This is a genomic window from Kribbella sp. NBC_01510 (genome assembly GCF_045040325.1).
In the GTDB taxonomy this organism is placed as follows: Bacteria; Actinomycetota; Actinomycetes; order Propionibacteriales; family Kribbellaceae; genus Kribbella.
Map to the genome: position 1 here is coordinate 2,711,078 of NZ_CP109418.1, position 22,371 is coordinate 2,733,448.

At 67.6% G+C, this 22,371-nt stretch carries 20 protein-coding genes, 1 tRNA gene and 1 other RNA gene; 13 read left to right on the plus strand and 9 right to left on the minus strand.

Features of this window, described 5'->3' with window-relative positions; genetic code table 11:
* Window positions 1-19: 19 nt before the first annotated feature.
* Window positions 20-505, minus strand: a complete 486-nt coding sequence (locus OG558_RS13565) for a hypothetical protein (protein WP_405070559.1) — start codon at window positions 503-505, stop codon at window positions 20-22.
* Window positions 506-1,430: 925 nt separating this feature from the next.
* Complete coding sequence (locus OG558_RS13570; protein ID WP_405070560.1) at window positions 1,431-2,660, minus strand: hypothetical protein; 1,230 nt, start codon at window positions 2,658-2,660, stop codon at window positions 1,431-1,433.
* Between the two features lie 413 nt (window positions 2,661-3,073).
* Between OG558_RS13570 and OG558_RS13575 the strand changes: the two genes are divergently transcribed.
* Window positions 3,074-3,733 (plus strand): tyrosine-type recombinase/integrase, encoded by a 660-nt coding sequence (locus OG558_RS13575; RefSeq protein WP_405070561.1) that lies wholly within the window; start codon window positions 3,074-3,076, stop codon window positions 3,731-3,733.
* Here OG558_RS13575 and OG558_RS13580 read toward each other — a convergent pair.
* Window positions 3,704-3,791, minus strand: a tRNA-Ser gene (locus OG558_RS13580). The two genes, OG558_RS13575 and OG558_RS13580, sit on opposite strands and share 30 nt — an antisense overlap.
* A gap of 80 nt (window positions 3,792-3,871) precedes the next feature.
* Between OG558_RS13580 and OG558_RS13585 the strand changes: the two genes are divergently transcribed.
* Window positions 3,872-4,498, plus strand: coding sequence for a CatB-related O-acetyltransferase (locus OG558_RS13585; RefSeq protein WP_405070562.1), 627 nt, complete (start codon window positions 3,872-3,874; stop codon window positions 4,496-4,498).
* Window positions 4,495-5,481 carry a GNAT family N-acetyltransferase gene (locus OG558_RS13590; protein ID WP_405070563.1) on the plus strand — a complete coding sequence of 329 codons (987 nt, stop codon included), beginning with the start codon at window positions 4,495-4,497 and terminating at the stop codon, window positions 5,479-5,481. The genes OG558_RS13585 and OG558_RS13590 overlap by 4 nt, the downstream gene beginning before the upstream one ends.
* Here the strand turns inward: OG558_RS13590 and OG558_RS13595 are convergent.
* Window positions 5,458-6,273: a TIGR03620 family F420-dependent LLM class oxidoreductase gene (locus OG558_RS13595; protein WP_405070564.1), complete on the minus strand. Its 816-nt coding sequence runs from the start codon at window positions 6,271-6,273 to the stop codon at window positions 5,458-5,460. The genes OG558_RS13590 and OG558_RS13595 overlap by 24 nt on opposite strands.
* A 61-nt stretch (window positions 6,274-6,334) precedes the next feature.
* Between OG558_RS13595 and ffs the strand changes: the two genes are divergently transcribed.
* Together ffs and nadE are read left to right on the plus strand one after the other, a co-directional pair.
* An RNA gene (ffs, locus tag OG558_RS13600) (signal recognition particle sRNA small type) lies at window positions 6,335-6,431 on the plus strand.
* A gap of 52 nt (window positions 6,432-6,483) precedes the next feature.
* Window positions 6,484-7,299 carry an ammonia-dependent NAD(+) synthetase gene (gene nadE / locus OG558_RS13605; protein WP_405070565.1) on the plus strand — a complete coding sequence of 272 codons (816 nt, stop codon included), beginning with the start codon at window positions 6,484-6,486 and terminating at the stop codon, window positions 7,297-7,299.
* A 3-nt stretch (window positions 7,300-7,302) separates the two neighbouring features.
* Here nadE and OG558_RS13610 read toward each other — a convergent pair whose 3' ends face one another.
* Window positions 7,303-7,701, minus strand: coding sequence for a hypothetical protein (locus tag OG558_RS13610; RefSeq protein WP_405070566.1), 399 nt, complete (start codon window positions 7,699-7,701; stop codon window positions 7,303-7,305).
* A gap of 2 nt (window positions 7,702-7,703) precedes the next feature.
* Window positions 7,704-8,189 carry a MarR family winged helix-turn-helix transcriptional regulator gene (locus OG558_RS13615; RefSeq protein ID WP_405070567.1) on the minus strand — a complete coding sequence of 162 codons (486 nt, stop codon included), beginning with the start codon at window positions 8,187-8,189 and terminating at the stop codon, window positions 7,704-7,706.
* A gap of 140 nt (window positions 8,190-8,329) precedes the next feature.
* Between OG558_RS13615 and OG558_RS13620 the strand changes: the two genes are divergently transcribed.
* Window positions 8,330-9,955: a long-chain fatty acid--CoA ligase gene (locus OG558_RS13620; RefSeq protein ID WP_405070568.1), complete on the plus strand. Its 1,626-nt coding sequence runs from the start codon at window positions 8,330-8,332 to the stop codon at window positions 9,953-9,955.
* Between the two features lie 45 nt (window positions 9,956-10,000).
* Here OG558_RS13620 and OG558_RS13625 read toward each other — a convergent pair whose 3' ends face one another.
* Complete coding sequence (locus OG558_RS13625; protein WP_405070569.1) at window positions 10,001-10,816, minus strand: aminoglycoside 6-adenylyltransferase; 816 nt, start codon at window positions 10,814-10,816, stop codon at window positions 10,001-10,003.
* 70 nt (window positions 10,817-10,886) lie between these two features.
* Here OG558_RS13625 and OG558_RS13630 point away from each other — a divergent pair, with 70 nt between their 5' ends.
* The 6 genes from OG558_RS13630 to OG558_RS13655 all read left to right on the plus strand — a co-directional run bounded on the left by OG558_RS13630 (window position 10,887) and on the right by OG558_RS13655 (window position 18,633).
* Window positions 10,887-14,075, plus strand: a complete 3,189-nt coding sequence (locus OG558_RS13630) for a DNA polymerase III subunit gamma and tau (RefSeq protein WP_405072159.1) — start codon at window positions 10,887-10,889, stop codon at window positions 14,073-14,075.
* A gap of 459 nt (window positions 14,076-14,534) precedes the next feature.
* Complete coding sequence (locus OG558_RS13635; protein WP_329483583.1) at window positions 14,535-15,035, plus strand: YbaB/EbfC family nucleoid-associated protein; 501 nt, start codon at window positions 14,535-14,537, stop codon at window positions 15,033-15,035.
* Between the two features lies 1 nt (window position 15,036).
* Complete coding sequence (gene recR / locus OG558_RS13640; RefSeq protein ID WP_405070570.1) at window positions 15,037-15,636, plus strand: recombination mediator RecR; 600 nt, start codon at window positions 15,037-15,039, stop codon at window positions 15,634-15,636.
* Complete coding sequence (locus OG558_RS13645; protein WP_328525282.1) at window positions 15,629-16,273, plus strand: DUF5063 domain-containing protein; 645 nt, start codon at window positions 15,629-15,631, stop codon at window positions 16,271-16,273. Before recR ends, OG558_RS13645 begins: the two co-directional genes overlap by 8 nt.
* 230 nt (window positions 16,274-16,503) lie before the next feature.
* Entirely contained in the window at window positions 16,504-17,154 is a 651-nt protein-coding gene (locus OG558_RS13650; protein ID WP_405070571.1) for a hypothetical protein, read from the plus strand.
* 21 nt (window positions 17,155-17,175) lie between these two features.
* Window positions 17,176-18,633 (plus strand): serine/threonine-protein kinase, encoded by a 1,458-nt coding sequence (locus tag OG558_RS13655; RefSeq protein ID WP_405070572.1) that lies wholly within the window; start codon window positions 17,176-17,178, stop codon window positions 18,631-18,633.
* Window positions 18,634-18,877: 244 nt separating this feature from the next.
* Here the strand turns inward: OG558_RS13655 and OG558_RS13660 are convergent, their stop codons facing one another.
* Window positions 18,878-20,263 (minus strand): IS110 family transposase, encoded by a 1,386-nt coding sequence (locus tag OG558_RS13660; RefSeq protein ID WP_405067379.1) that lies wholly within the window; start codon window positions 20,261-20,263, stop codon window positions 18,878-18,880.
* A 312-nt stretch (window positions 20,264-20,575) separates the two neighbouring features.
* Between OG558_RS13660 and OG558_RS13665 the strand changes: the two genes are divergently transcribed.
* A complete protein-coding gene (locus OG558_RS13665; protein WP_405070573.1) occupies window positions 20,576-21,052 on the plus strand; it encodes a GNAT family N-acetyltransferase in 477 nt (158 codons plus the stop codon).
* A 47-nt stretch (window positions 21,053-21,099) separates the two neighbouring features.
* Here OG558_RS13665 and dinB read toward each other — a convergent pair whose 3' ends face one another.
* Window positions 21,100-22,296: a DNA polymerase IV gene (dinB, locus tag OG558_RS13670; protein ID WP_405070574.1), complete on the minus strand. Its 1,197-nt coding sequence runs from the start codon at window positions 22,294-22,296 to the stop codon at window positions 21,100-21,102.
* Between the last annotated feature and the right edge of the window lie 75 nt (window positions 22,297-22,371).

Here is a 22,371-nt window from a genome sequence, read left to right on the forward strand (position 1 = left end):
CCCGGGCGTATCGCTGTGACTAGCCCTCGGAGAGCGCTTCGATCACGTCCTTGGAATGGGTCAGCGGTATCCTGCTGCCCTCGAGCTCGATCCGCGAGTCGCTCTCGGGATGGATCAGCTCGAGCACCCTGACGTTCACTCGCTGGTGGACCGTCACCTCCAGCCCCGCCCTCGCGACCTTGAAGACCATCGCGCCGGGCTCCTTGCTGCGCGACCGGCCCTCGAAGCCGTAAACCCCGTCGGCGGTCACTCCGACCAGCATGAACTCGGGCATCCCGTGGGCGGCCGCGTTCGCGCGCATGCCACCGATCACGCCCGCGGCCTCACCGACGGCTTCACCTACCGAGCCACCGACTTCGCCCAAGCTGCCGCCCGCCAAACCGCCGGCGAAGAGCGAGCCGGTCTGGCCGCGCGGGCTGAACTGGCCCGCAGCGATCACCTCATCGGCGATCCCCTCGCGAGCCAGCGCCTGCTGAACCGCGTGCTCTATCTTTTCCTCGGACATCGCTCCTCCTGGCGCTCGCGGTTGATCAGCTGTAGCGGTCCCAGGCTCGCAGCTATCGCTCCAGGTTGACAGGACATCCACCGGCCGCCGTTGGTGAGCCCGTCCCGGACCCTGGTTGAGACCCTGAACGAGAGAAGGCCGATCGCGGATGCGACCGGCCTTCTTCCTTGCTCATCCCTGTAGAGCTCGAAACCACGCTCTGACCTGCGGCTTCTTGACTCCGGGGGAGTGGCGGAGGATACGAGATTCGAACTCGTGAGGGGTTGCCCCCAACACGCTTTCCAAGACCGCAATCCAATGTTCGGTTCGGGCCGAGCGGCTATCCTCGGCCGCTGTCGCAGGCGCGACGAACGGCTACGAACCTTGCCAAACGATGACGGATGAGACCCACATTGAGACCTTCGGCTACCCGACAAAGCCCGCCAACGTCTTGTTCCAGCCGTCTCCACCCTGCTGGAACACGTGGGGCTGTGCCCCTTGCTCAGCACTTGCAGTCTCCCGCTCCAAGCGCGAACGGTTGAACTTCAGTAACGACGTCCGGCGCACCACGATGTAGGCAGTGGGGTGACTGATGTCCAAGGATTCGATAAATCTGCCAGAACTGCTCCGGGTGTTGAAGGAACACGACTCCCTTGCGACCAATGGTCGAGCGTTAACACGATCGGCCGGCCAGCGGAGATCGGCGCTTCGGGCCGAGCTACGCAGGCTCACGGGTGAGGCCTCGGATTCAAAGGCGCTGAAGCGGGCACGACGGCTGAGGAGGCAATCTGAGTCCGATCCTCGGCGCCGTCCGCGGAAAGAGCGCTTCCAGGGCGCGAGCGCTACGGCGCCTGGTCCGGCCAAGCCCCGGCCGTTCGATGCGACCCGGGTGCGAAGAGTCATCTCAAGTGCAGTCGAGAGCGATCGTCGGCGACATTAGGCGGCACTATTCAACGCACGAGCCTTGACCGGCGGCCCTCAAAACTGGCTCGCCATCCCCTATCTCAGCCGTGTCGTTCTGGTGCAAATACGGGACGGCGAACATTAGGCAATCTTCAGCCGTTCGATGAATCACGGCACCCCATAGAGCCTCGGAATACTGATCCTCGGTTAGAGCGAAGCCAAGGAAGCCGACGCAGGCTACGGTCGCGAGCAGGGCGGCGACGAGCAAATAGGGACCTAACGGCAGGGACAGCTCAAAGCCAAGCGGAGAAGGCGTCCAAAACGCGACGTCCTGACCTGACCATTGCTTCGCTAAGCTGACAGGCATAGCGGCCCACGCGAGAATGTAGATGAGCAACCAGACCGCCAGGGATATGCCGATAACCATCGTAAGCAGTCGCCGGACTGCCCTTACTCGGAAGGCCCGACCAGCGAGCGATGTGGCCTGCTCTAGGTAGCTGTCCATCCGGCTATACGCGGCTTCGATCTCTTCCCGAACTTCATCGTCGCGAAGCTCGACCTCCCCACTCTGCCGCATCTTCTTCAATAAGAACCGCGACGCTCTGGCGCTAAATTTGGATGGTTCCGCTCCTATTCGGCTCGCCCCCTGCGCGAAAGTCGTACCTACATCCGTCCTCGCAATGCGAAGAATCAGCACATAGCAGAGCGGGACTATCGACAGAGCCGCCAGTATCGCTATCCTTGCTCCTGCTTCCGAAGCGAGTTTCCATGGATCTTCGGTGAGCAACGGGAGGAGAACGATAATTAGGGCGAGCGGAACGAAAAGAGGCACATGTCCAGCAAGCCTTATGGATCCTCCCACCCATCCCACGCCCAGGATGACGCCAAAAGGTAGAAGATGGGTGAACACGAGGGTCGAGAGCTCACCTGAAATGATCAGATAGCCACCGGCAGCCAGCCACAAAAACATGAGCAGGAATACAATCAAGGTCTCCGGCACGCCGAAGATTAAGACAAGCGCAATCCAGGCGACGAAAATTCCGGCGACGAGGACAACGGAATGCCAGAGCGTCAAGTCAAGTATGCGATTGATTGATATGGCCGACCCAAGGAAGATGGCCGAGACCAGGAATTTGCTGATCGTGCTACTGCCCACCGAGTAGTCCGAACCCTGAGCTTTGCCTATTTTGCGGTAGCTCTGTGATCGCAAAGCCCTATTCAAAAGAATCTTCAGACCTACGGGCTTATCTTCGATCTTCTCTCTAGCTTTCACGTGTTGCTCTCATCCGAGGGGGGGTGCATTATCTTTCGCAGAATTGCAATCTGCGCTAGCTGTTGCGAGATGTTACAACAGAATTCGGCATACGGGAAGCATTGATGCGGCAAACATCTCGGGACAGTGGAAACGCGCTTAGTCCATCACTGCATATCGAGCCGAGGGTATCCTTCATGAAGACTGATGAGACGGATTGGGACTGCTGAGGCCGACGCCGAGTGTGGTGACAAGCGTCGACACGATGGAGCCCCAGCTCGTTCGCCTCCGCGCCGGCCTCCGACGCTTTACGCCTGCGCGTCGGCGCTGGCTTCGGGTCAGCCCCGATGTCCGTCATTCTCCGTACTCCTTCGTTGCAGCTGCAGCAATTCTGCAGCATGCAAACCTGACGTATTGCGACATCGGCCGGTTCCATGGCACATGCCTCGAGATTGGCGCGGCCGGACACTGCACCGACAAAATCGCGAGCAGGTCGGCGGACGATCGGGCTGCCAGCCGAGCTGACAGAGATCCTGCGAGAGCACTGGAAGGAGCAAACCGCGGAACGTGCGCTTGCGCGGCAACTCTGGAATGAGGAGGGCTGGGTTTTCGCCGGGCCGACCGGGAAGCCGCTCAGCCCGAACGTGGACCGCCGGGAGTGGAAGTCTCTCCTCACCGCCGCTGCACTCCGTGACGGCCGCCTAGACGATACCCGGCACACAGCGGCCACCGTGCTACTTCTGCTGGGCGTCCCCGATCGAGCTGTAATGGACGTTATGGGCTGGTCGTCATCCACGACGGTCACGCGGTACCAGCACATCACCGCGCCGGTACGGATGGACATCGCTGAGCGAGTCGGCGGCCTGATCTGGGCGGCGCGGCAGCAGGCGTTGAGAACGGATCGAGCGGGGCGCAGCAGTCGGCTTGAAGGGGTCGTTGAGACCCCTGTTGAGACCCTGACAGACGAAGGGCCGGTCGCGCCGCAAGGACCGGCCCTTCGTTCTGTTAGTCCCTCTGGAGCCCGAAACCACGCTCTGACCTGCGGCTTCTTGGCTCCGGGGGAGTGGCGGAGGATACGAGATTCGAACTCGTGAGGGGTTGCCCCCAACACGCTTTCCAAGCGTGCGCCCTAGGCCTCTAGGCGAATCCTCCAAGCGCAGAGAATACGCGAGGGTGCACAGGAAGGTGAAATCGGGCTGCTGGTGGTCAGCCTGCTCATCTAGGGTCGCGGTATGCACGGTGCACCGGATCCGAACGTCGTACACCCGATGCCCGCCACGGACCGCGTGGTGCTGCTGAAAGCGGTGGTGACGTCGCCGCTGATCGAGGTGGGCGACTACTCGTACTACGACGACCCGCGTGACCCCACCGCCTTCGAGGCGAACAACGTGCTCTACCACTACGGTCCGGAGCGGCTGCGCATCGGCAAGTACTGCGCGCTCGGCGAGGGCACCACGTTCGTCATGAACGGTGCGAACCACCGGATGGACGGGCCGTCGACGTTCCCGTTCCCGATCATGGGTGGTGCGTGGGCGGAGCACTTCGATCTGATCACCGGACTGCCGGGCCGCGGCGACACCGTGGTCGGGAACGACGTGTGGTTCGGATACCGCAGCCTGGTGATGCCCGGCGTGACGATCGGGGACGGTGCGATCGTCGCGTCTGGTGCGGTGGTGGTCGACGACGTACCGCCGTACGGGATCGTCGGTGGGAATCCGGCCAAGCTGATCCGCCGGCGGTTCTCCGACGACGACGTTGCCCGGCTGCTCCGGATCGCCTGGTGGGACTGGCCGGCGGACCGCGTCACAGCCAACGTCCGGGCGATCATGGCCGGCACTATCGAGGAACTGGAGAAATGAGCCTTGTACTGCGCCCGATCGCACCGGGCGACGTGGATGGGTTGCAGGAGTTGATCGAATCCGATCCCGGCTACACCGAGCGGATCACCGGCTACCCGCCGGGGCCTGCGGACGCGCAGAGCCTGTTGATGATGCGACCGGAGGGCCTGCCCGAGGAGGGGAAGGTCGTCCTCGGCGCGTTTGTCACCAACCGGTTGGTTGCCGTCGTCGACCTGCTCAGGGGCTATCCGAACGACCACACCGCCTTCATCGGCCTGCTCGAAGTTCACTGGAACCACCAGGGCAGCGGTCTCGGCAGAGCGACGTACGAAGAAGTCCAGCGGTACGTCGAGACCTCGTGGCCCGAAGTGCGGACGATCCGGCTCGCGATCGTGGACACGAACGCGCGGATCGCGACGGGCTTCTGGCTGCGGCAGGGGTTTACGGCCACCGGTGAGGAGCGGCCGTATCGCTACGACAAACTGGAGTCGACCGCACGCCTCTACGAGAAGCAGCTGACCTGGGCGCATCCCGCGCTGGAGGTGCGGGAGTCGCCCGTCGCGGGCAAGGGCCTGTTCGCGACGCAGCCGATCGCCAAGGGTGAAGTCGTCGGCCAACTGTCCGGCCGCCGGGTCAACACGGCGGAGCTCCGCGAACTCCTGAAGCGTCCGCCCGTCGACACGATCACGATCGGCGAGGACGAACACCTTGTGCTGAGCAACGACCCTCGCCCTGTGATTGCTTATGGCAACCACAGTTGTGACCCGAACATGTGGTGGATCGACGCCGTCACGCTCGAGGCCCGCCGGGACATCGCGGTGGGCGACGAGGTGACGAGCGACTACGGGACCTCTACCGGTGTGGACTACGAGCTGCGCTGCACCTGTGGCTCACCGCTCTGCCGAGGCGTCATCACGGGTGAGGACTGGAAGCAGCCGGAGCTCCAGAGCCGGTACGGCGACCACTGGATCCCGGCGCTGCTACGCAAGCAGCGTGGGGGCTAACGCTCTCCACTGCTCGACAGGCTGGGGGCCGGTGACACCTGTGATCACGTTGACCGCGACGTGGTCGACGCCGGCGTCCAGATGCTCGGTCAGCTTCGCCTTGATGTCGGTCGGGGTACCCCATGCGGCCAGTGCGTCGACCATGTGGTCCGGGAGCTCAGCCTGATCCTTCGCACTGAACCCCTGCCGCTCGAGGGAGGCGGCGTACCCGGGGATTCGTGGGAAGAAGCCGATGGTGTCCCGTGCGATCGCCCGGGCCCGGTCCGCGTCTGACTCCAGTACGACGAGGTGGCTGACCGACAGCAGCTTGTCCGGGCCGAGTACCTTGCGTGCCTCAGCGGCGTACGCAGCACTGATCAGGAACGGGTACGCACCGGCGGACCGGTCCCGGGCCAGCTCCAGCATCCGCGGGCCGAGCGCTGCAAGCACACGCCGCTCCACTGGTACGTCGATCTCGTCCAGATAGGCGTTGAGCGTGGCGAGCGGCTTGGGGCCGTGCGCTCCGCCCAGTCCGACCGTGAACCGGCCCGGTGCGGACGCTTCCAGCGCGGCGTACGTCGTACTGACGTCGGCCGCGCTGTATCTCACGACCGCGAGGATGCCGCTGACGAATTTGATCGAGGTGGTCGCGCCGACCAGATCGACGATGGTCTGGAGTCCCGGCAGCGGGCCGCCGGACAGCCAGATCGCGGGATACCCGAGCGCCTCGGCCGCCCGCGCGGCCTCGATCGACTGCTCGCTGCTGTCCAGACCCGTCGAGATCCCGAACGGGCCGAATTGATGATCCGTCACGCAACCAGAGTAGTCCGGGGGCGGGATTTCGGGCCTGCGGAGGAGATCCCGTACACTCGTCTCCGGTTCCCCGCGTGGCGGTATCTCGCCCAACTCCCCCAGGGCCGGAAGGCAGCAAGGGTAAGTGAGCTCTTCCGGGTGCGCGGGGAATCCTCATGTCCGGGCTGTCTAGGCTGGTGGCGCTTCGACCGACCACAGCGAGGGAGCCCGATGAGCGCCGAGCGCCGTTACCTGCAGGAACTGATCATCGCCGAGCTCGGCGTCACCGCGTCGTTCGATCCGGACACCGAGATCGAGCGCCGGGTGGAGTTCCTGGCCGACCAGGTCCGGCGGAACGGCGTGACGTCGTACGTGCTCGGCATCAGCGGCGGGGTCGACTCTGCGACTGCGGGCCGTCTCTGCCAGCTGGCGGTGGAGCGGGTGCGGTCGGAGGGCGGTCAGGCGACGTTCATCGCGATGCGGCTGCCGTACGGCGTCCAGGCGGACGAGGTGGACGCGCAGCGCTCGCTGGAGTTCATCAAGCCGGACGAGACGCTCGTGGTCGACGTGAAGCCGGCCACGGACGCCATGGTCGAGTCGGTCCGGCACGCGGGGCTCGGCGCCCGGGAGGACTTCCACGTCGGCAACATCAAGGCACGGCAGCGGATGATCGCGCAGTACGTCATCGCCGGGGCACGCGGCGGTCTCGTCGTCGGCACGGATCACGCGGCGGAGGCGGTGATGGGGTTCTTCACCAAGTACGGCGACGGCGCCTGCGACCTCACGCCGTTGTCCGGCCTGACCAAGCGCCGGGTCCGTGAGGTGGGCTCACGCCTGGGCGCGTCTGACGAGATCACCGGCAAGGTGCCGACGGCCGACCTCGAGACCAGCAACCCGGGCGTGCCCGACGAGGTCGTCCTGGGCGTCACGTACGACGAGATCGACGACTTCCTCGAAGGCCGCGAGATCGACGAGAAGGCGGCCGCGACGATCATCGGCACCCACCGGCGAACCGCCCACAAGCGCGCTCTGCCGCTGGCCGTCTAGCGCTCAGGCGGTGTGCGCGAGCTGGCGGACCCGGTTGGCGAGGCGGGCCAGGCGGATGGTGGCGACGTTGCGGTAGGCCGGGCGCAGAACCGTTGCCAACGGCCCGGACTGCTCGAACGTGTGAGTGATCTGGCGGTCCGGGCCGATGGTCCAGATGCCGACCTCGCGGAACCCGGGGACCTGCCAGGTGATCTCGATCCGATCCGCCGCGACCGCCGTGTACTGCAACTCGCCGGCCAGGCCCGGGCGCACCCGCAGCGCGTATCTCGTACCTAGCTCCGCCTGCTCCGGTCCGTCGATGGTCAGGAACGCCTCGTTCCACTCCGGCAGCGCGAGCGCGTCCAGCAGGACGTGCCGGATCGCCGTCGGGTCGGCGGGGACGGCCTCGGTGGCTTGCTCCATGACTATCTCTCCTGGGCGAGGTGGTGGTCGTACTCGGGGTCTCGCCGGCGGGCCAGCGCGGCCCCGGCGGGGAACGCGTCGGCGATGGCGCGCAGCGTGGTGATGGTCTCGTCGAGCGCCTGGCCCGCGACGAGGTCGTGCATGGTCCGGTGCAGGCGGTTCTCCGCGGTGACGACGCGCCGGTGCAGCGCCCGGCCCTGCGGGGTCAGGCTGAGCGCGAGGTAGCGCCGGTCAACCTTGTCGATGCCACGTTTCACCAGCCCTTGCCCGACCAGCCGATCGACGAGGCGGCTCGGGCTGTTGCCGGTCTCGCAGACCAGCAGGTCGCCGAGGGCGTTGAGCGTCAGCGGCCCGTGATCGCGCAGGACCCGCAGCACCTCGGCCTGGGACGGTGTGATTCCGAGCGGTCGCAGCTCGGCGGCGAGCAGCCGGGTGCCCTCGCGCTGGATCGCCAGCACGAGATAACGCAGCTCCTCGACAACCTTCATGGCCGATATATTACACGACACGTATGTTGTGTCATCTATCTGTGCCGCGATCGTTCGTTGCTCCGAGTGCCGGAAGAGTGCCGGAGAAAGTCCGGCACTCTTCATGGTCAAGGTGGCATCGCGACTGGCACAGTGTTGGCATGAAGGGTCTGATGCAGAGCTACCAGCTGTCCCTGGACACCATCTTTCTCCGGGCCGAGCAGTTCTACCCGGACAAGACCGTTTACACCGGCGGGCCGGCGCCGACGAAGCTGACGTACGGCGACTGGGCCGCGCGGACCAGACGCCTGGGCGGTGTCCTGGACACGCTCGGGACTAGTCCGGACGGCCGAGTCGCCACCTTCGCGTGGAACTCTGGGCGCCACCTCGAGCTGTACTTCGCCGCGCCGTGCACCGGCCGGGTCCTGCACACGCTCAACATCAGGCTGTTCCCTGACCAGGTCGTCTACATCGCGAACCATGCCGAGGACGAGGTCGTTTTTGTCGACAAATCGCTGCTCGGGCTGTTCCTGCCGCTGCTCGAGCGGCTGCCGCTGATCCGCCATGTCGTCGTGATGGACGACCTCCCACCGGGAGCACCCGGTGCGGAGGTGCCGGATGATCCCCGGTTCCACGACTACGAGGAGCTGCTGGCCGCGGCCGAGCCGGTCGAGTTCCACGTCGATGACGAGAACCAGGCCGCCGCGATGTGCTACACGAGCGGTACGACGGGCCATCCCAAGGGCGTCGTGTATTCACATCGATCGACCTGGCTGCATTCGATGGGCGTCCTGACGAACGCCGGTCTCGGCCTGGCCGAGACCGACACCGTGATGCCGGTCGTGCCGATGTTCCATGCGAACGCCTGGGGCCTGGCGCACGCGGCGCCGATGGCCGGCGCGTCGCTGGTGTTCCCGGGACCGGACATGAGTCCGCAGGGGATCCTCAAGTTGCTGCAAGAACAAGAGGTCACGTTGTCGGCGGGCGTGCCGACGATCTGGCAGGGTCTGCTGCCGTTGCTGGACGGGGTCGAGTTGCCCAAGCTCAGGCGGATCCCTTGTGGCGGATCCGCCGTACCGCCGGCTTTGTCGGAGGCTTTCCGGGAGAAGCTCGGTCGGCCGATCCTGCAGGCGTGGGGCATGACGGAGACCAGCCCGGTGGCGACCGCGTCGCACGTGCCGGCCCGGTACGACGCGCTTGCTGAGGACGAGAAGGCCCGGCTCCGTGCCCGCCAGGGGCTGCCGCTGCCGGGGGTCGAGGTGCGGATCGTCGAGCCCGGGTCGATCACTCCGCTGCCCTGGGACGACAAGGCCACCGGGGAGCTGCAGGTCCGCGGCCCGTGGATCGCCGCCGAGTACTACCGCCCGGACGACGGCGCCCAGCTCAACACCGAGGACGGCTGGATGAAGACCGGCGACGTCGCCGCGATCGACCAGTTCGGCTCGGTTCGCCTGGTCGACCGCACCAAGGACCTGGTCAAGTCAGGCGGCGAGTGGATCAGCTCGGTCGAGCTCGAGAACCTCCTGATGGCCCACCCGGCCGTCAAGGAGGCCGCCGTCATCGGCGTCCCGCACCCGAAGTGGGACGAACGCCCCCTCGCCTGCATCGTCTGCCAGGAAGGCGAAACCGTGACCGGCGAGGAGATCCTGGACTTCCTCCGCCCCCAGGTCGCGAAGTGGTGGCTTCCCGACGCCGTCGAGTTCATCGAGGAGGTGCCGAAGACCTCGGTGGGGAAGTTCTCCAAGAAGGACCTCCGCACGCGCTTCGCCAACTACCACCTCGAGTAGCTCGGGTGGACGCGTCAGCTGGCGCTCATCGGCTCCTCGGGGGCGTCAGCTGAAGTCCACGTCGAACTGACGGCGGAGGTAGGCGAGGGTCGCGTCGACGAACTCGGTCGGCCACGGCTCGCCGGTTTGGTGGGCGAGGGCGGTGCCGCGGCGGATGAACTCGCGGCAGATGTACTGGTTGGCCGCGACGATGGCCGCGGGGTCGGCGCCGGCCGCGGGGATTGCTTCTAGGACGGCGCGTTGTTCGTCGGAGAGGTAGGCGTTGAGGCGCTTGGCCCCACCGGTACGACGTACGCCGCGCTCGGCGAGCATCAGGGTGATGAGTTGGTCGCGGACCGCCCCGATGCCTTGGTTGGCGACGATCCGTTCGTCGCGGCCGAGGACCGTGACCAGGTTCCCGAGGAAGTAGAAGAAGAGGTTGACCGCGACCGCCGGCCAGTACGGGTCTCCGGGCCGACCGCCCTTCCGTGGGAGATCGCCCTCCGGGAACAACGTCCCGTCCCGGTCGAACAGCACCCGCACACCGTCGTACCCGAACCGATCGAAGGACTTGAGCGGATGCACGATCAGGTCGACATGGAGCCAGTCGGCGGTGATCCCGAGCCCACCGATCAACCCGGGCACCCGATCTGCCAGGACGGTCGGCCCAGCGACCGTCCGCAGTACGTCGGCCCAGTTCTCCTCGAACCACTCCAGGCTCTCGTCGGTCACGACCAGATGCACGTCGACGTCGCTGAACCTGTCCGCCTCGCCGGTCCCGTAACTTCCGATCAGGTAGACCGCGAGTATGCGCTCGTCCTCGGGCAGCACCTCTCGGGCTCGCCCGATCGCCGCCTGCTGCAACTCGTCCCCAGTGTCCACCTGCCTCACCTTAGAACGGTCCCGGTTCCACCGATCCCTCGCACCCCACTCGCGCACCGCGGGGACGAGGCTGGTTTTGTCGGGGCGCGGCGCTAGGGTGGCGGGCGTGGAAGCACCCCTTGCGTTGTACCGCCGGTATCGCCCGGAGACGTTCGCCGAGGTGATCGGGCAGGACCATGTCACGGCGCCGCTGCGGAACGCGCTGAGCAACAACCGGGTGAACCACGCCTATCTGTTCTCCGGGCCCCGCGGGTGCGGGAAGACCACCAGCGCGCGGATCCTGGCGCGGGCGATCAACTGTGAGAAGGGCCCGATCGCGGAGCCGTGCGGGGTGTGCAAATCATGCACCGACCTGGCGCGCGGCGGTCCCGGCAGCATCGACGTGATCGAGATCGACGCCGCGTCGCACGGTGGTGTGGACGACGCGCGGGACCTGCGTGAGCGGGCGTTCTTCGCGCCGGTCGAGAGCCGCTACAAGATCTACATCATCGACGAGGCGCACATGGTGACCACGCAGGGCTTCAACGCCCTGCTGAAGCTGGTCGAGGAGCCGCCGCCGCACCTCAAGTTCATCTTCGCCACCACCGAGCCCGACAAGGTGATCGGGACGATCCGGTCCCGGACCCACCACTACCCGTTCCGCCTGGTGCCCCCGAAGGTGCTCGGCGACTACATGGCCTCGCTCTGTCAGTCGGAGGGTGTCGCGATCGAGTCGGCCGCGCTGCCGCTGGTCGTGCGCGCGGGTGCCGGGTCGGTGCGTGACTCGCTGAGTGTGCTCGACCAGCTGATCGGTGGGGCGGGTCCGGAGGGCGTGACGTACGAGCTGGCCGTCGCGCTGCTCGGGTTCACTCCGGACTCGTTGCTCGACGCGTGTGTTGATGGGTTCGCCGCGCATGACAGTGCGGCTGTGTTCGAAACGATCGAGAAGGTCATCGAGACCGGGCAGGACCCGAAGCGGTTCGCGGAGGACTTGCTGCGGCGACTGCGGGATCTCGTGGTGCTGTCCGCCGTACCGAATGCTGTTGCCTCTGGTCTGATCGAAGCCGCTGAGGACCAAGGCGAGCGCCTGCAGACTCAGGCTGCCGGGATCGGCTCGGCGGAGCTCACCCGGGCGGCCGACATCGTCGCGGCCGGTCTGCTGGAGATGCGTGGCGCGACGGCACCCCGCCTTCAGCTCGAACTCATCTGCGCCAAGGTCCTCCTCCCCGGTGCCGACGACTCCACCAACGGCATCCAGGCCCGCCTCGACCGGATGGAACGACGCCTAACCATCGGGGTCCCCACCACTACGCCAGACGCCGCCCCCGCGGCCCCATCGGGTCTCGGCGGCGGAGCTTCCCAGGACGCTGCCGCCAGCCGAGCCGCAGTCCGAGCCGCCGCTGGTGCGGTCGGCACGACACCCGACGCTGCGACGGCGACCGAAGCTGCCGCCGACGCCGAGGCCGCTGCGTACCCAGCACCGGCAGCTGCCGCCAGCTCAGGCGTCGCCCCGTCCGAAGCTGACTCCTCAAGCGCGGCGGCCGGAGGGGATGCAGCTGGCGCGGGGGCCGGTGGTGGCACGGCGACAGGTGGTGCACTTGGTACCGCTGGCAGCGGGGGTGCCGGTACGTCGCGGCGCGGCGCTGGGACGGGAGACGCAGGGCGCGGGGGTGCTGTTGATGGCGGCGCTTCCGGTTCCGGTTCGGTGGCAGCTGGTGCAGGGCGTACCGGAGCGTGGGGCGATGAGTCTGCGGCTCCGGCGCCCGTGGTTGGTGCTGGGCAGGCGGTCGGTGGTGCTTCGGGGACGGCTGGTGCTCCGGTGGGTGGGGGCTCGGGGGCGCCGTCTGGTGGTTCTGTGGGGCTGGCGGATATTCGGCGGTTGTGGCCTGAGGTGCTCGAGGCGGTGAAGAGCAAGCGGCGGTTCGCCTGGATCATGCTGAGCCAGAACGCGCAGGTCATCGCCGTCGACGATCAGACACTGACGCTGGGATTGGTGAACGCGGGGGCGCGGGAGAGCTTCGCCCGTTCCGGCAGCGACGAGATCCTCCGGCAGGCGATGATCGACACCATCGGCTTGAACCGCCGGATCGAAGCCGTCGTCGACCCATCGACCGATCCCGGCGCAGGCGGCGCACACCAACCAGCCGGCCCCCGACCAGGCGGCCCGCAGGCAGGTAGTCCAGGCGCAGGCGGTCCGGGCACAGGCGGTCCGGGCGCGGGCGCCGGAGCCGGTGGGTCGGCCGGAGGTTCCGGAGCCGGCTCGGCGGCGGGTGGAACGAGCACGGGTGGCGGAGCCGACGGGTCGGTCGCAGGTTCCGGAGCCGGTGGTTCGGCCGCGGGTGGTTCTGCGGCCGGTCCGGGAGTCGGTGGACAGGCCGTGGATGGTTCTGGAGTCGGTGGTTCGGCCAGTGGTCCCGGCGCGAGTGCTCCCGGCATTGGTGGCATGGGGGCTAGTAGATCCGGCGCGGGTGGTCTCGGCGCGGGTGGTGCGGGCGGATCCAGGGGTGGTGCGGCCTCGAGTGGTGCTGGCGCGAGTGGATCCGGTGCGGGCGGGCTCGGGGCGAGTGGAGCAGGTGCGGGTCCGGCTGGCGGTGGTGGTGCTGCGGCTGGCCGGGTTGCCGCCGCGGGATCGGCGTCGGGTGGTGTGGGTTCCGCTGGCCCGGAGGCTCGGACCGGTGCGTGGGGCACGGGTGTGGCGGCGACGCCTGGTGCGGGTGGGGGCGCTGTAGGCGGGGCCGGGGATCAGCCGGGCGGTGGTCAGTCGTCGGTGAACCCGGGACGGAACGCCGGGCAGGCTGGTGCGGGCGGGGCTGCAGGGGTTGGGCAGTGGGGTGATGGCGCAGGTACGGCGGTTGCCCTCCAGGAGCCGCCGGATCCGGAGTATGACGACGTACCGCCGGAGCCTGATCCGTGGGACGACGTACCGGTGTCGCGGCAGGGTCCGCGAGCCGCTCGCGCAGACGGGCCCGGGACGCGGGCGCCGGGAGCTGGGCAGTCGGCCGCGACCACCAGGCAGTCGGGTGGGTCGGCTGGCGGGTCTGGGGGTGATCGGCGTGAGCAGGCGGCGAGTAAGCGGCGCGCTGCAGAGGCGGCGGTTGCGGCTGAGCAGGCGCGGCGGGCGGCTGCTGCGCCGGCCGCTCCGGTGGTGCCGCTGACTCCGGAGGAGGAAGCGGACGCGATCGGCGAGGACGACGTGGTGCTGGAAGAAGACTCCCGCACCCACACAGACCTCCTGCGCGAGACCCTAGGCGCCCAAATCATCACCGAAGAACCCAACTGATCTCAGCCACAACCACCCGCCAACTGGCTAACCGCAAACGCCCACCGGCCGATCGCAAAGCCCGCTGGCCACCGGGCACCCACCGGCCGGTGTCGGGGCTCGGTACGTCGTCGTGGCCGGTGGAGGACGGTTAGGTTCTCGGGCGTCGACCTCGCTGGTTGACGCTGGGGTCGCGCGCGCAGCACCAACCGCCCGGCGTCGTGCTGTGCCAAGTCGCTGTGGGGGCGCCGGTGAGAGGTGGGTCGCTGGGCGGAGGTTTTCCACAGGGGTGGGGCTGGGGGTGTGGGTGGTTGCGGTGGGTGTGCACAGGAATCACGGGGTGTGGATTGGGGGTGTCCACAGGGGTGTGGAAAAGTTGGGGAGACTGGTCGGTTTCTGGGAGAGCGTGGGGTTGTCGGGGGGACCGGCTAGTGTTGAGGCTCGGGCTAGACACGGAGCGGTTGGGACGAGGAGATCGCGGTGTTCGACGGTGGCGGTGCTGGGGGCTTCGACATGTCCAACCTGCTCGCGCAAGCGCAGGCGATGCAGAACCAGTTGATGGAGGCTCAGGCCGACCTGGAGAGCCAGGAGATCGAGGGCTCCGCCGGCGGTGGGCTGGTGACCGCGCTGGTGTCGGGCACGGGTGAGCTGCTCAGCCTGAACATCAAGCCCGAGGCCGTCGACCCCGACGACACCGAGACACTGGCCGATCTGATCGTCGCCGCGGTGCGCGACGCCTCGGAGAACGCGAAGGAAGCCGCGGCGCGGGCGATGGGCCCGCTGGCCGGTGGGCTGCCCGGGTTCGGCGGCGGAGCGGATGTTCCCGGCGCCGGTGGTCCGGCCGGTTTCAGCCTGCCCGGTACGTCGGCTCCCGCCGTGGAGCAGGGTGACGACAAGCCCGGCAACCAGGGCACCAGCGGCAGCGTCGGGTTCACGAACCCGGGCAGTGGGACCGGCCCATCCGGTCAGAACCCGGGCTGACGTGTACGAGGGGGCCGTTCAGGATCTGATCGACGAGCTCGGCCGGTTGCCCGGAGTCGGTCCGAAATCCGCCCAGCGGATCGCGTTCCACCTGCTCGCCGCCGACGAGACCGACGTACGCCGGCTCGCGCACGTGCTCGTGCAGGTCAAGGAGCGGGTCAAGTTCTGCGAGATCTGCGGCAACGTCGCGGAGGAAGTGCAGTGCCGGATCTGCCGTGACGCGCGCCGCGACCTGAGCCTGATCTGCGTGGTCGAAGAGGCCAAGGACGTGGTCGCGATCGAGCGGACCCGCGAATTCCGTGGCCGGTACCACGTGCTCGGCGGGGCGATCTCGCCGATCGAGGGGATCGGACCGGACGAGCTGCGGATCAAGGAACTGATGGTGCGGCTTGCCAGCGGTGAGGTCACCGAGATCATCCTAGCCACCGACCCGAACCTCGAGGGTGAGGCGACGGCCACCTACCTGAGCCGTCTGCTGCGGCCCATGGGGTTGCGCGTCACCCGTTTGGCTAGTGGACTTCCAGTAGGCGGTGACCTCGAGTACGCGGATGAGGTCACACTCGGACGGGCGTTTGAAGGGCGACGATCGATAGATGACTGATTCAACCGATATTGCAGAGCGCGCACTGCGCACGGACTCCGAGGACCTCACCGAGTTCGCCGAACAGATCGCCGACCAGGTGCAGAGCTTCCTGATCTCGGTGCGCGACATCGCCGCGCAGCCGGACGAGGACGGCGTGGACGAGGGTCTCGCCTCGCTGCCGTACCTGCTGCTCGAGGTGAGCCAGCTGCTGCTCGCCGGCGGCCGGCTCGGCGCGTTCGAGGACTTCGTCCCGGAGGAGCGGTTCGAGAGCGACGCCGGACCGGATCCGGATCTGGACGCGATGCGGGACCGGCTCGCGGTGCTGTTCGAGGGCCTGGACGAGTACGCCGAGGTCTTCGACCCGTACGCCGCGCCGCCCGAGATCACCGTCAACCGGCTGTCCGACGACCTCACCGCGATCGCGACCGACCTCGTGCACGGCCTCGCGCACTACGAGGAAGGCCGGATCGTCGAGGCACTGTGGTGGTGGCAGTTCTCGTACGTGTCCACGTGGGGTGCCGCGGCGAGCGCCGTACTGCGGGCGATCCAGTCGCTGATCGCGCACGACCGGCTGGAGCCGGCCCACGACGCCGAGACCGAGGCCACCGATCGCGAGCTGGTCGAGGTCGCGGAGGAAGCCGTCCAGCGCCGCTGAAGTTATCCACAGGCCGCCTCCGACCGGACCCCGCGAGGGGTGCCTCAGCCACTACGGTGAGGATTCGATCCGGTCAGGAGGCCTGGGGTGCAGCAACCGTTGGACCTAGAAGTCGGCGCTACCTTCACAACCACGCCAACCCGACCGATCGTGGTCGCGGTGACCGCGACACTGGTCCTTCTCGTCCTGGCAGTGCCGTACGAGTGGGTTCTGACGCTCGGAGGAGGGCGATGTCTGTCCATGACCTGATCCGGCGGCTGCCCGATCCGCCCACGGTACGGCGGATCAGTCGTGCGCTCGCAGTTCTGGATCTGATCCTCAATGACGACGAGGACCTGCTGAACTTCTTCTCGTTCGACGCGCGCTGGTCGGAGATCGAGGAGGCCGCGTTGATGCGGGACGGGTCTGGCAACGAGTACTCGATCGTGTTCTCGCCCGCCGGCGCGTTCGCGTACGGGTTCGACCACGAGTCGCCGATGTCGCCGTGGGTGAACGGCATGCGGACCTGGCCCGGACTGCTCGACGGCGTCCCGGAGGTCTTTCAGACAGCGCGCGACGAGCCCGCGTTCCGTGACGATGTGCCGAGGGCGACGGTGTGTTTCTGGCGTACGACGGAGGATTCCGCGTGGCGCTGCGGTCCGGTGGAGAACGCTGACAAGGACGGCGCCGACTGGCTGTTCGAGGTGATCGCCGACGGACGGCCGGAGGCGTACCTGACGTTCGCGGAGGACTACTACGAGGTCGCCCTCGACCTCGAGTCGGTCCGGCACGCCTACGGCTTGATGCCGCTGACCGAGTACGTCGTGACTTCGCTCAACCCGAGGCGCCGGTTGGCCGATCTCTCCGAGGGGATCGCCGAGATCGGTTACCCGCGGTCCTGAAGCGCGTTAGCGTGTCGCCCGATGACGCACCTAGAGGATCCGGCGGTGATCGGGTCGTTCACGATCCAGGGCCGGCTCGGTCGTGGTGCGATGGGCGCCGTCTACCTCGCGCGGTCGCCCGGTGGCCGGCTGGTCGCGGTGAAGGTGGTTCGCGACGAACTGGCCGGTGACGCGGCCTTCCGGGCCCGGTTCGCCCGCGAGATCGAGGCGGCGCGCAAGGTCGGTGGTGCGTTCACGGCCGCGGTCGTCGACGCCGATCCGGACGCGGAGCATCCCTGGCTGGCCACGGAGTACCTGCCCGGACCGACGCTGCAGAAGGCGATCGACACGTCCGGCCCGTTGACGCCCGGTGGGGTGCAATCGCTCGCGGGCGGCCTCGCCGAGGCGCTCATGGCGATCCATGCCAGCGGCCTCATCCACCGCGATCTCAAACCGTCGAACATCGTCCTGACCGACAACGGTCCGCGGGTGATCGACTTCGGCATCGCCCGCGCACTGGAGGAAGCGAGCCTGACCGCGACCGGCGTGGTGGTCGGTACGCCGGGCTACCTGTCGCCGGAGCAGATCACCGGTACGGTGATCGGCTCGCCAAGCGACGTGTTCGCGCTCGGGGCCGTGCTGGTGTTCACCGCCAGCGGACGTGGTCCGTTCGCGCACGGGAATCCGGCGTCCCTGCTGCACCGAGTCGTCCACGAGCAACCACACATCCCGCCGCTCCCCAATCCACTGCAGGACGTCGTACGCCGTTGTCTCGCACGCGATCCCGCGGAGCGGCCGACGCCGCAAGAGCTGCTCCAGGTGCTCGGATCACCCGCGAGCCCAGCTCTCCTCAGCCCACCCGCCGAGACGATTCCCTACCCGCTACCGCCGACCAAACTCCTCCCCGCCCGACCGGCACAACCGCAACCCCTGCAACCGCAAGCCCTGCAACCGCAGTCGGCGCAACCGCAACCAGGGCAACCGCGGCCGGCACAACCGACGGGCGCTGCCTTCACTACCAGCCGGACGCGGCCGGCGATCATCGCAGGCATCACCACCGTCCTCTTCCTCGCCTTCATCCAGCGCGACCCGCAGATGCAAGCCCAGCACCCGGCAACCACCGCATTCTTCGGAATCGTCGACCTGATCTTCCTGTACTTCGCCATCCGCAGTTGGCGCCTCGTCCTGCGCCGTCGCGTCGTCCTTCGCCTGTCCCCACAGGGATTGAGGGTCGAACGCGGCTACAAGCAAGGGATGATCCCCTGGGACGGCGTCACCCGGCTCCGCGTCGGCGGTGACGTCCGACGTCCCTGGCTGATCGCGTGGCTCGAAGCGCCGTACCAATCCACGCTGCCGGCGCCGAAGCGACGGCACCACGGCGGCATCAGGATCTACCCGATCGCCCACGGCGCCACCGTCAACCGCCGCATCCGCCAGGTTGACGAACTCCGCGCCGCCCTCAACTGGTACGCCGGCCACCTGCACGACAACTCGTACTAATGCCGCGTCAAGCAAGGTTGGGGAGGTAATTCGGAGCGACCATCACCCCGAAGCCGGCCCCGGCGGCCAGGTGCGGGGTTCACCCCTGATCTGGTCCCTTCACCCCAGGTATGCGGTGGGTAGAAGGGTGCAGCTGCGAGGTTCTGACCGGAAAATAACGACCTTGGCTGGGCAGGGTGGGGTGGTCTCGCGGGTGGGGCGAGGCTGGATTGGGTGTGCGGTGGGGTGGTGGTGGTGGTGGGGGTCAGGTGGTGGTGAGGGTTACGTGGTAGCCGAGGGCTTGGAGTTGGCGGAGGTGGGTGCGGACTTTGCGGTTCTTGTCGATGCGGGTGTTGTGGTAGTCGCGGCCGAGGTCGTGGTAGCGGGCGTGGGGGTTGGCGAGGAGTTGCCAGATGATGACGAGGATGGAGCGGGCGACGGCGACGAGGGCTTTGAGTTTGCCGCGGCGTTTGACCAGTCGCCGGTAGCGTTCGCCGAGGAAGGTGTCGGTCCGGGAGGCTGCGGCGGCGGCTTCGCCGAGGACGCTTTTGAGGTAGGGGTTGCCCTTGCCGGTCTGCCCGGATCGGTTCCTCGGCCCGGACTGGATGGTGCGGGGGGAGAGTTTTGCCCAGGACGCCAGGTGTTTCGCGGTGGGGAATTGGCGCATGTCCAGGCCGATCTCGGCGATGATCACCTGGGCCGCTTTGAGGCCGATGCCAGGGATCTCGGCGAGCCGCTGGGCTGGCGGGTAGTACCGCGAGGCCTCGCACGGTGCAGATCCGCCACTGCCCTCGCCACTGCCCTCGCCCCCGCCCTCGCCGCTGTCCTGGCCACTGGTGGTGGGGTCGACAGGTTCGGGGATGTCGGTGAGGAGTTGGTCGATCCGCGCGGTGATGCGGTCGATCTGCGCGTCGAGGCTGTCGACCTGGTCGAGCAGCATCCGGGCGATCTCGGCGTGGTGGTCGTCGAACCGGCCGGTCAGCGCCTCGACCAGCGCGGCCTGTTTGACCCGCAGCTTGCCCCGCGCCAGGTCGGCCAGCTGGCGCGGGTCGCGGCGGCCGGCGATCAGCGCCTCGAGCATCACCCGCCCGGAGACACCGAAGATGTCCGAGGCCACCGTGGACAGCTTGATCAGCGCGTCCTCGAGCAGCTTCTCCAGCCGCTGCTTGTGCCGGGACCGTTCCGCGACCAGATCCGAGCGCAGCCGGGTGTAGTCGCGCAACTGACGGATCTGGGCGGGTGGCACGAACGAGGGCCGCAGCATCCCCCGCTCGTTCAGCTTGGCCAGCCAGACCGCGTCGATCGTGTCGGTCTTGGGCCGGCCCGGGACATTCTTGACCTCGCGGGCGTTCACCAGCCACACCCTCAGCCCAGCCGCACCGAGCAGATACACAAACGGCCGCCAATAATCCGAGGTCGACTCCACCACCACCCGCTCGACCCCCTCAACCATCAACTGATCACCCAGTTCGATGATCGCGTTGGTCGTGGCCGGCACCTCCCACACCCTGGTCACCCGTTTCCCGCGACGGCCCGGATCAGGCAGCCGGGTGCACACCCTGCCCGTCGCCTTGGCCACATCGACCGCGGCAACCCGCTCGAGAGTCTCCTCCTGCTCGGCATCAACGACCACTACCGGCTCTGACCTCACCCCGACCACCCTCCCACCCACAACGACACCGCTCGGCGGGATGCCCGGGGGCCACGGTCGGGAACCGAAATTCTGACCGGCGTGCTCGAAGCAACAATGCATGACCCATCAGGTCGGGCCCCGGCGCCAGACTCCACCTACGGACTCCTACGACCAAGAACCAACCGGCGTCAACGGGCACCCCAACCCCATTTTCACGACCGCAAGACGTCACCACCAGTGCCACAACGACTCCCCTGAAATTGACCCAGGCGGAAGGCAAGTGCGGTGACGACCTCGACGTTTCTTGGCGAGGCACTAGCGTTGACCGACATGAAGGTACGAGCTGCCACGGGCGCGGATCACGCGGCCATCGTCGACATCCTGACCGCCGCGTGGGGCGGCGCGATCGCCGTCGCGCACGGAGTCGCGTATGACGCCGCGACGCTGCCGGCGTTGGTGGCCGAGCAGGACGACCGGATCATGGGTCTGCTCACCTACACGCTGGCGGACGGCGAGCTGGAGGTCGTCACCATCGACGCCCCAGTGCGACACCTGGGTGCGGGCAGCGCCTTGCTGGCGGCCGCGACGGAAGTTGCCCGCGAAGCGGGCGCGCGCCGGTTGTGGCTGATCACCACGAACGACAACCTCGACGCGCTGCGGTTCTACCAGCGACGTGGGCTGCGGATCGTCGGCGTCACTCCGGACGCGATGGACGCATCGCGCAAGCTCAAACCGTCAATCCCGCTGACGGGTGCGTACGACATCCCGTTGCGCGACGAGCTGACCCTGGAGCTGCGGCTCGACTAGCCGGGCAAGCAACCTAGCCGCACAAAGAACCTACTCGGACGAGGAACCTAGTCGGGCAGCATCGGCACCGTCAGTCCCTGGTCGCGGCCGAGCAGGATCCCACGGGTGATCGCATTCGTGCCGAACTTGTCCTTCACCCGATCCATGGCCGTGTCCAGCTCGTCGTTCGCCGCCTTGTCGAAGGGCAGCGCGAGCTGCTGTGCCGCCTCGTTCTCCAGGTTGCCGACGGAGATGCCGATCATCGTGATCCCCTGTGCCGCGATGAGTGGCCCGGCGGTGGTCAGCAGCGCCCGCGCGGTGATCAGGATCGCCCGCGTCTGATCTGTCGCCTGCGGCAACGTATGGGACCGGGTCGCCCGGCTGAAGTCGTCGAAGCGCAGCCGCAACGTGACAGTCCGACCGGACCGCCCCGCCGTGCGCATCCGGCGCGTCACCCGATCGACCAGGCCGGCCAGTACGGCGTCGAGGGTGGCCGGCGACTTGGGTGAACGGCCGAGGGCTCGTTGCGAACCGATCGACCGCCGACGACGGCCGACCTCGATCGGCCGGGGATCGCGGTTGTGTGCCAGCGCGTGCAGATGCCGCCCGGAAGCCCGCCCGAGCATCGCGACCAGCGCGGCCTCGGGCAGCATCGCGACATCACCGACCTTGGTGAGCCCCCGGCTGCGCAGCTTCTCTGCGGTCACCTCGCCAACGCCCCACAGACGCTCGACATTCAGCGGATGCAGGAACTCCAGCTCCCGCTCGGGCTGCACCTCGAGCAACCCGTCCGGCTTCGCGACCCCGCTGGCAACCTTGGCCAGGAACTTCGTCCGCGCCACCCCGACCGTGATCGGCAGCCCGACCTTCGACAGCACGTCGGTGCGCAACCGCTGGGCGATCTCCAATGGCGTCCCGGAGATCTTCCGCAACCCGCCGACGTCGAGGAACGCCTCGTCGATCGACAATCCCTCGACCAGCGGCGTGGTCTCCTCGAAGACCTTGAACACGGCCTTGCTGGCCTCCGAGTACGCCGACATCCGCGGGTCCACCACGATCGCGCCGGGGCAGCGGCGCAATGCCTGTCCACCGTTCATCGCGGTGCGGACGCCGAGCGCCTTGGCCTCGTAGCTGCAGGCGAGGACGACGCCGGCGCCGACGATCACCGGGCGGCCGCGCAGGCGTGGGTCGTCCCGCTGCTCGACCGAGGCGTAGAACGCGTCCAGGTCGGCATGCAGGATGGTCGCCCCGCGGGATTCGGACACGAACACATGTTCGCATACGTCGCCGACAACAAGATAGGGAGAAATCCCGAGGCCGCGGCCGGCTCTGTCAGGACA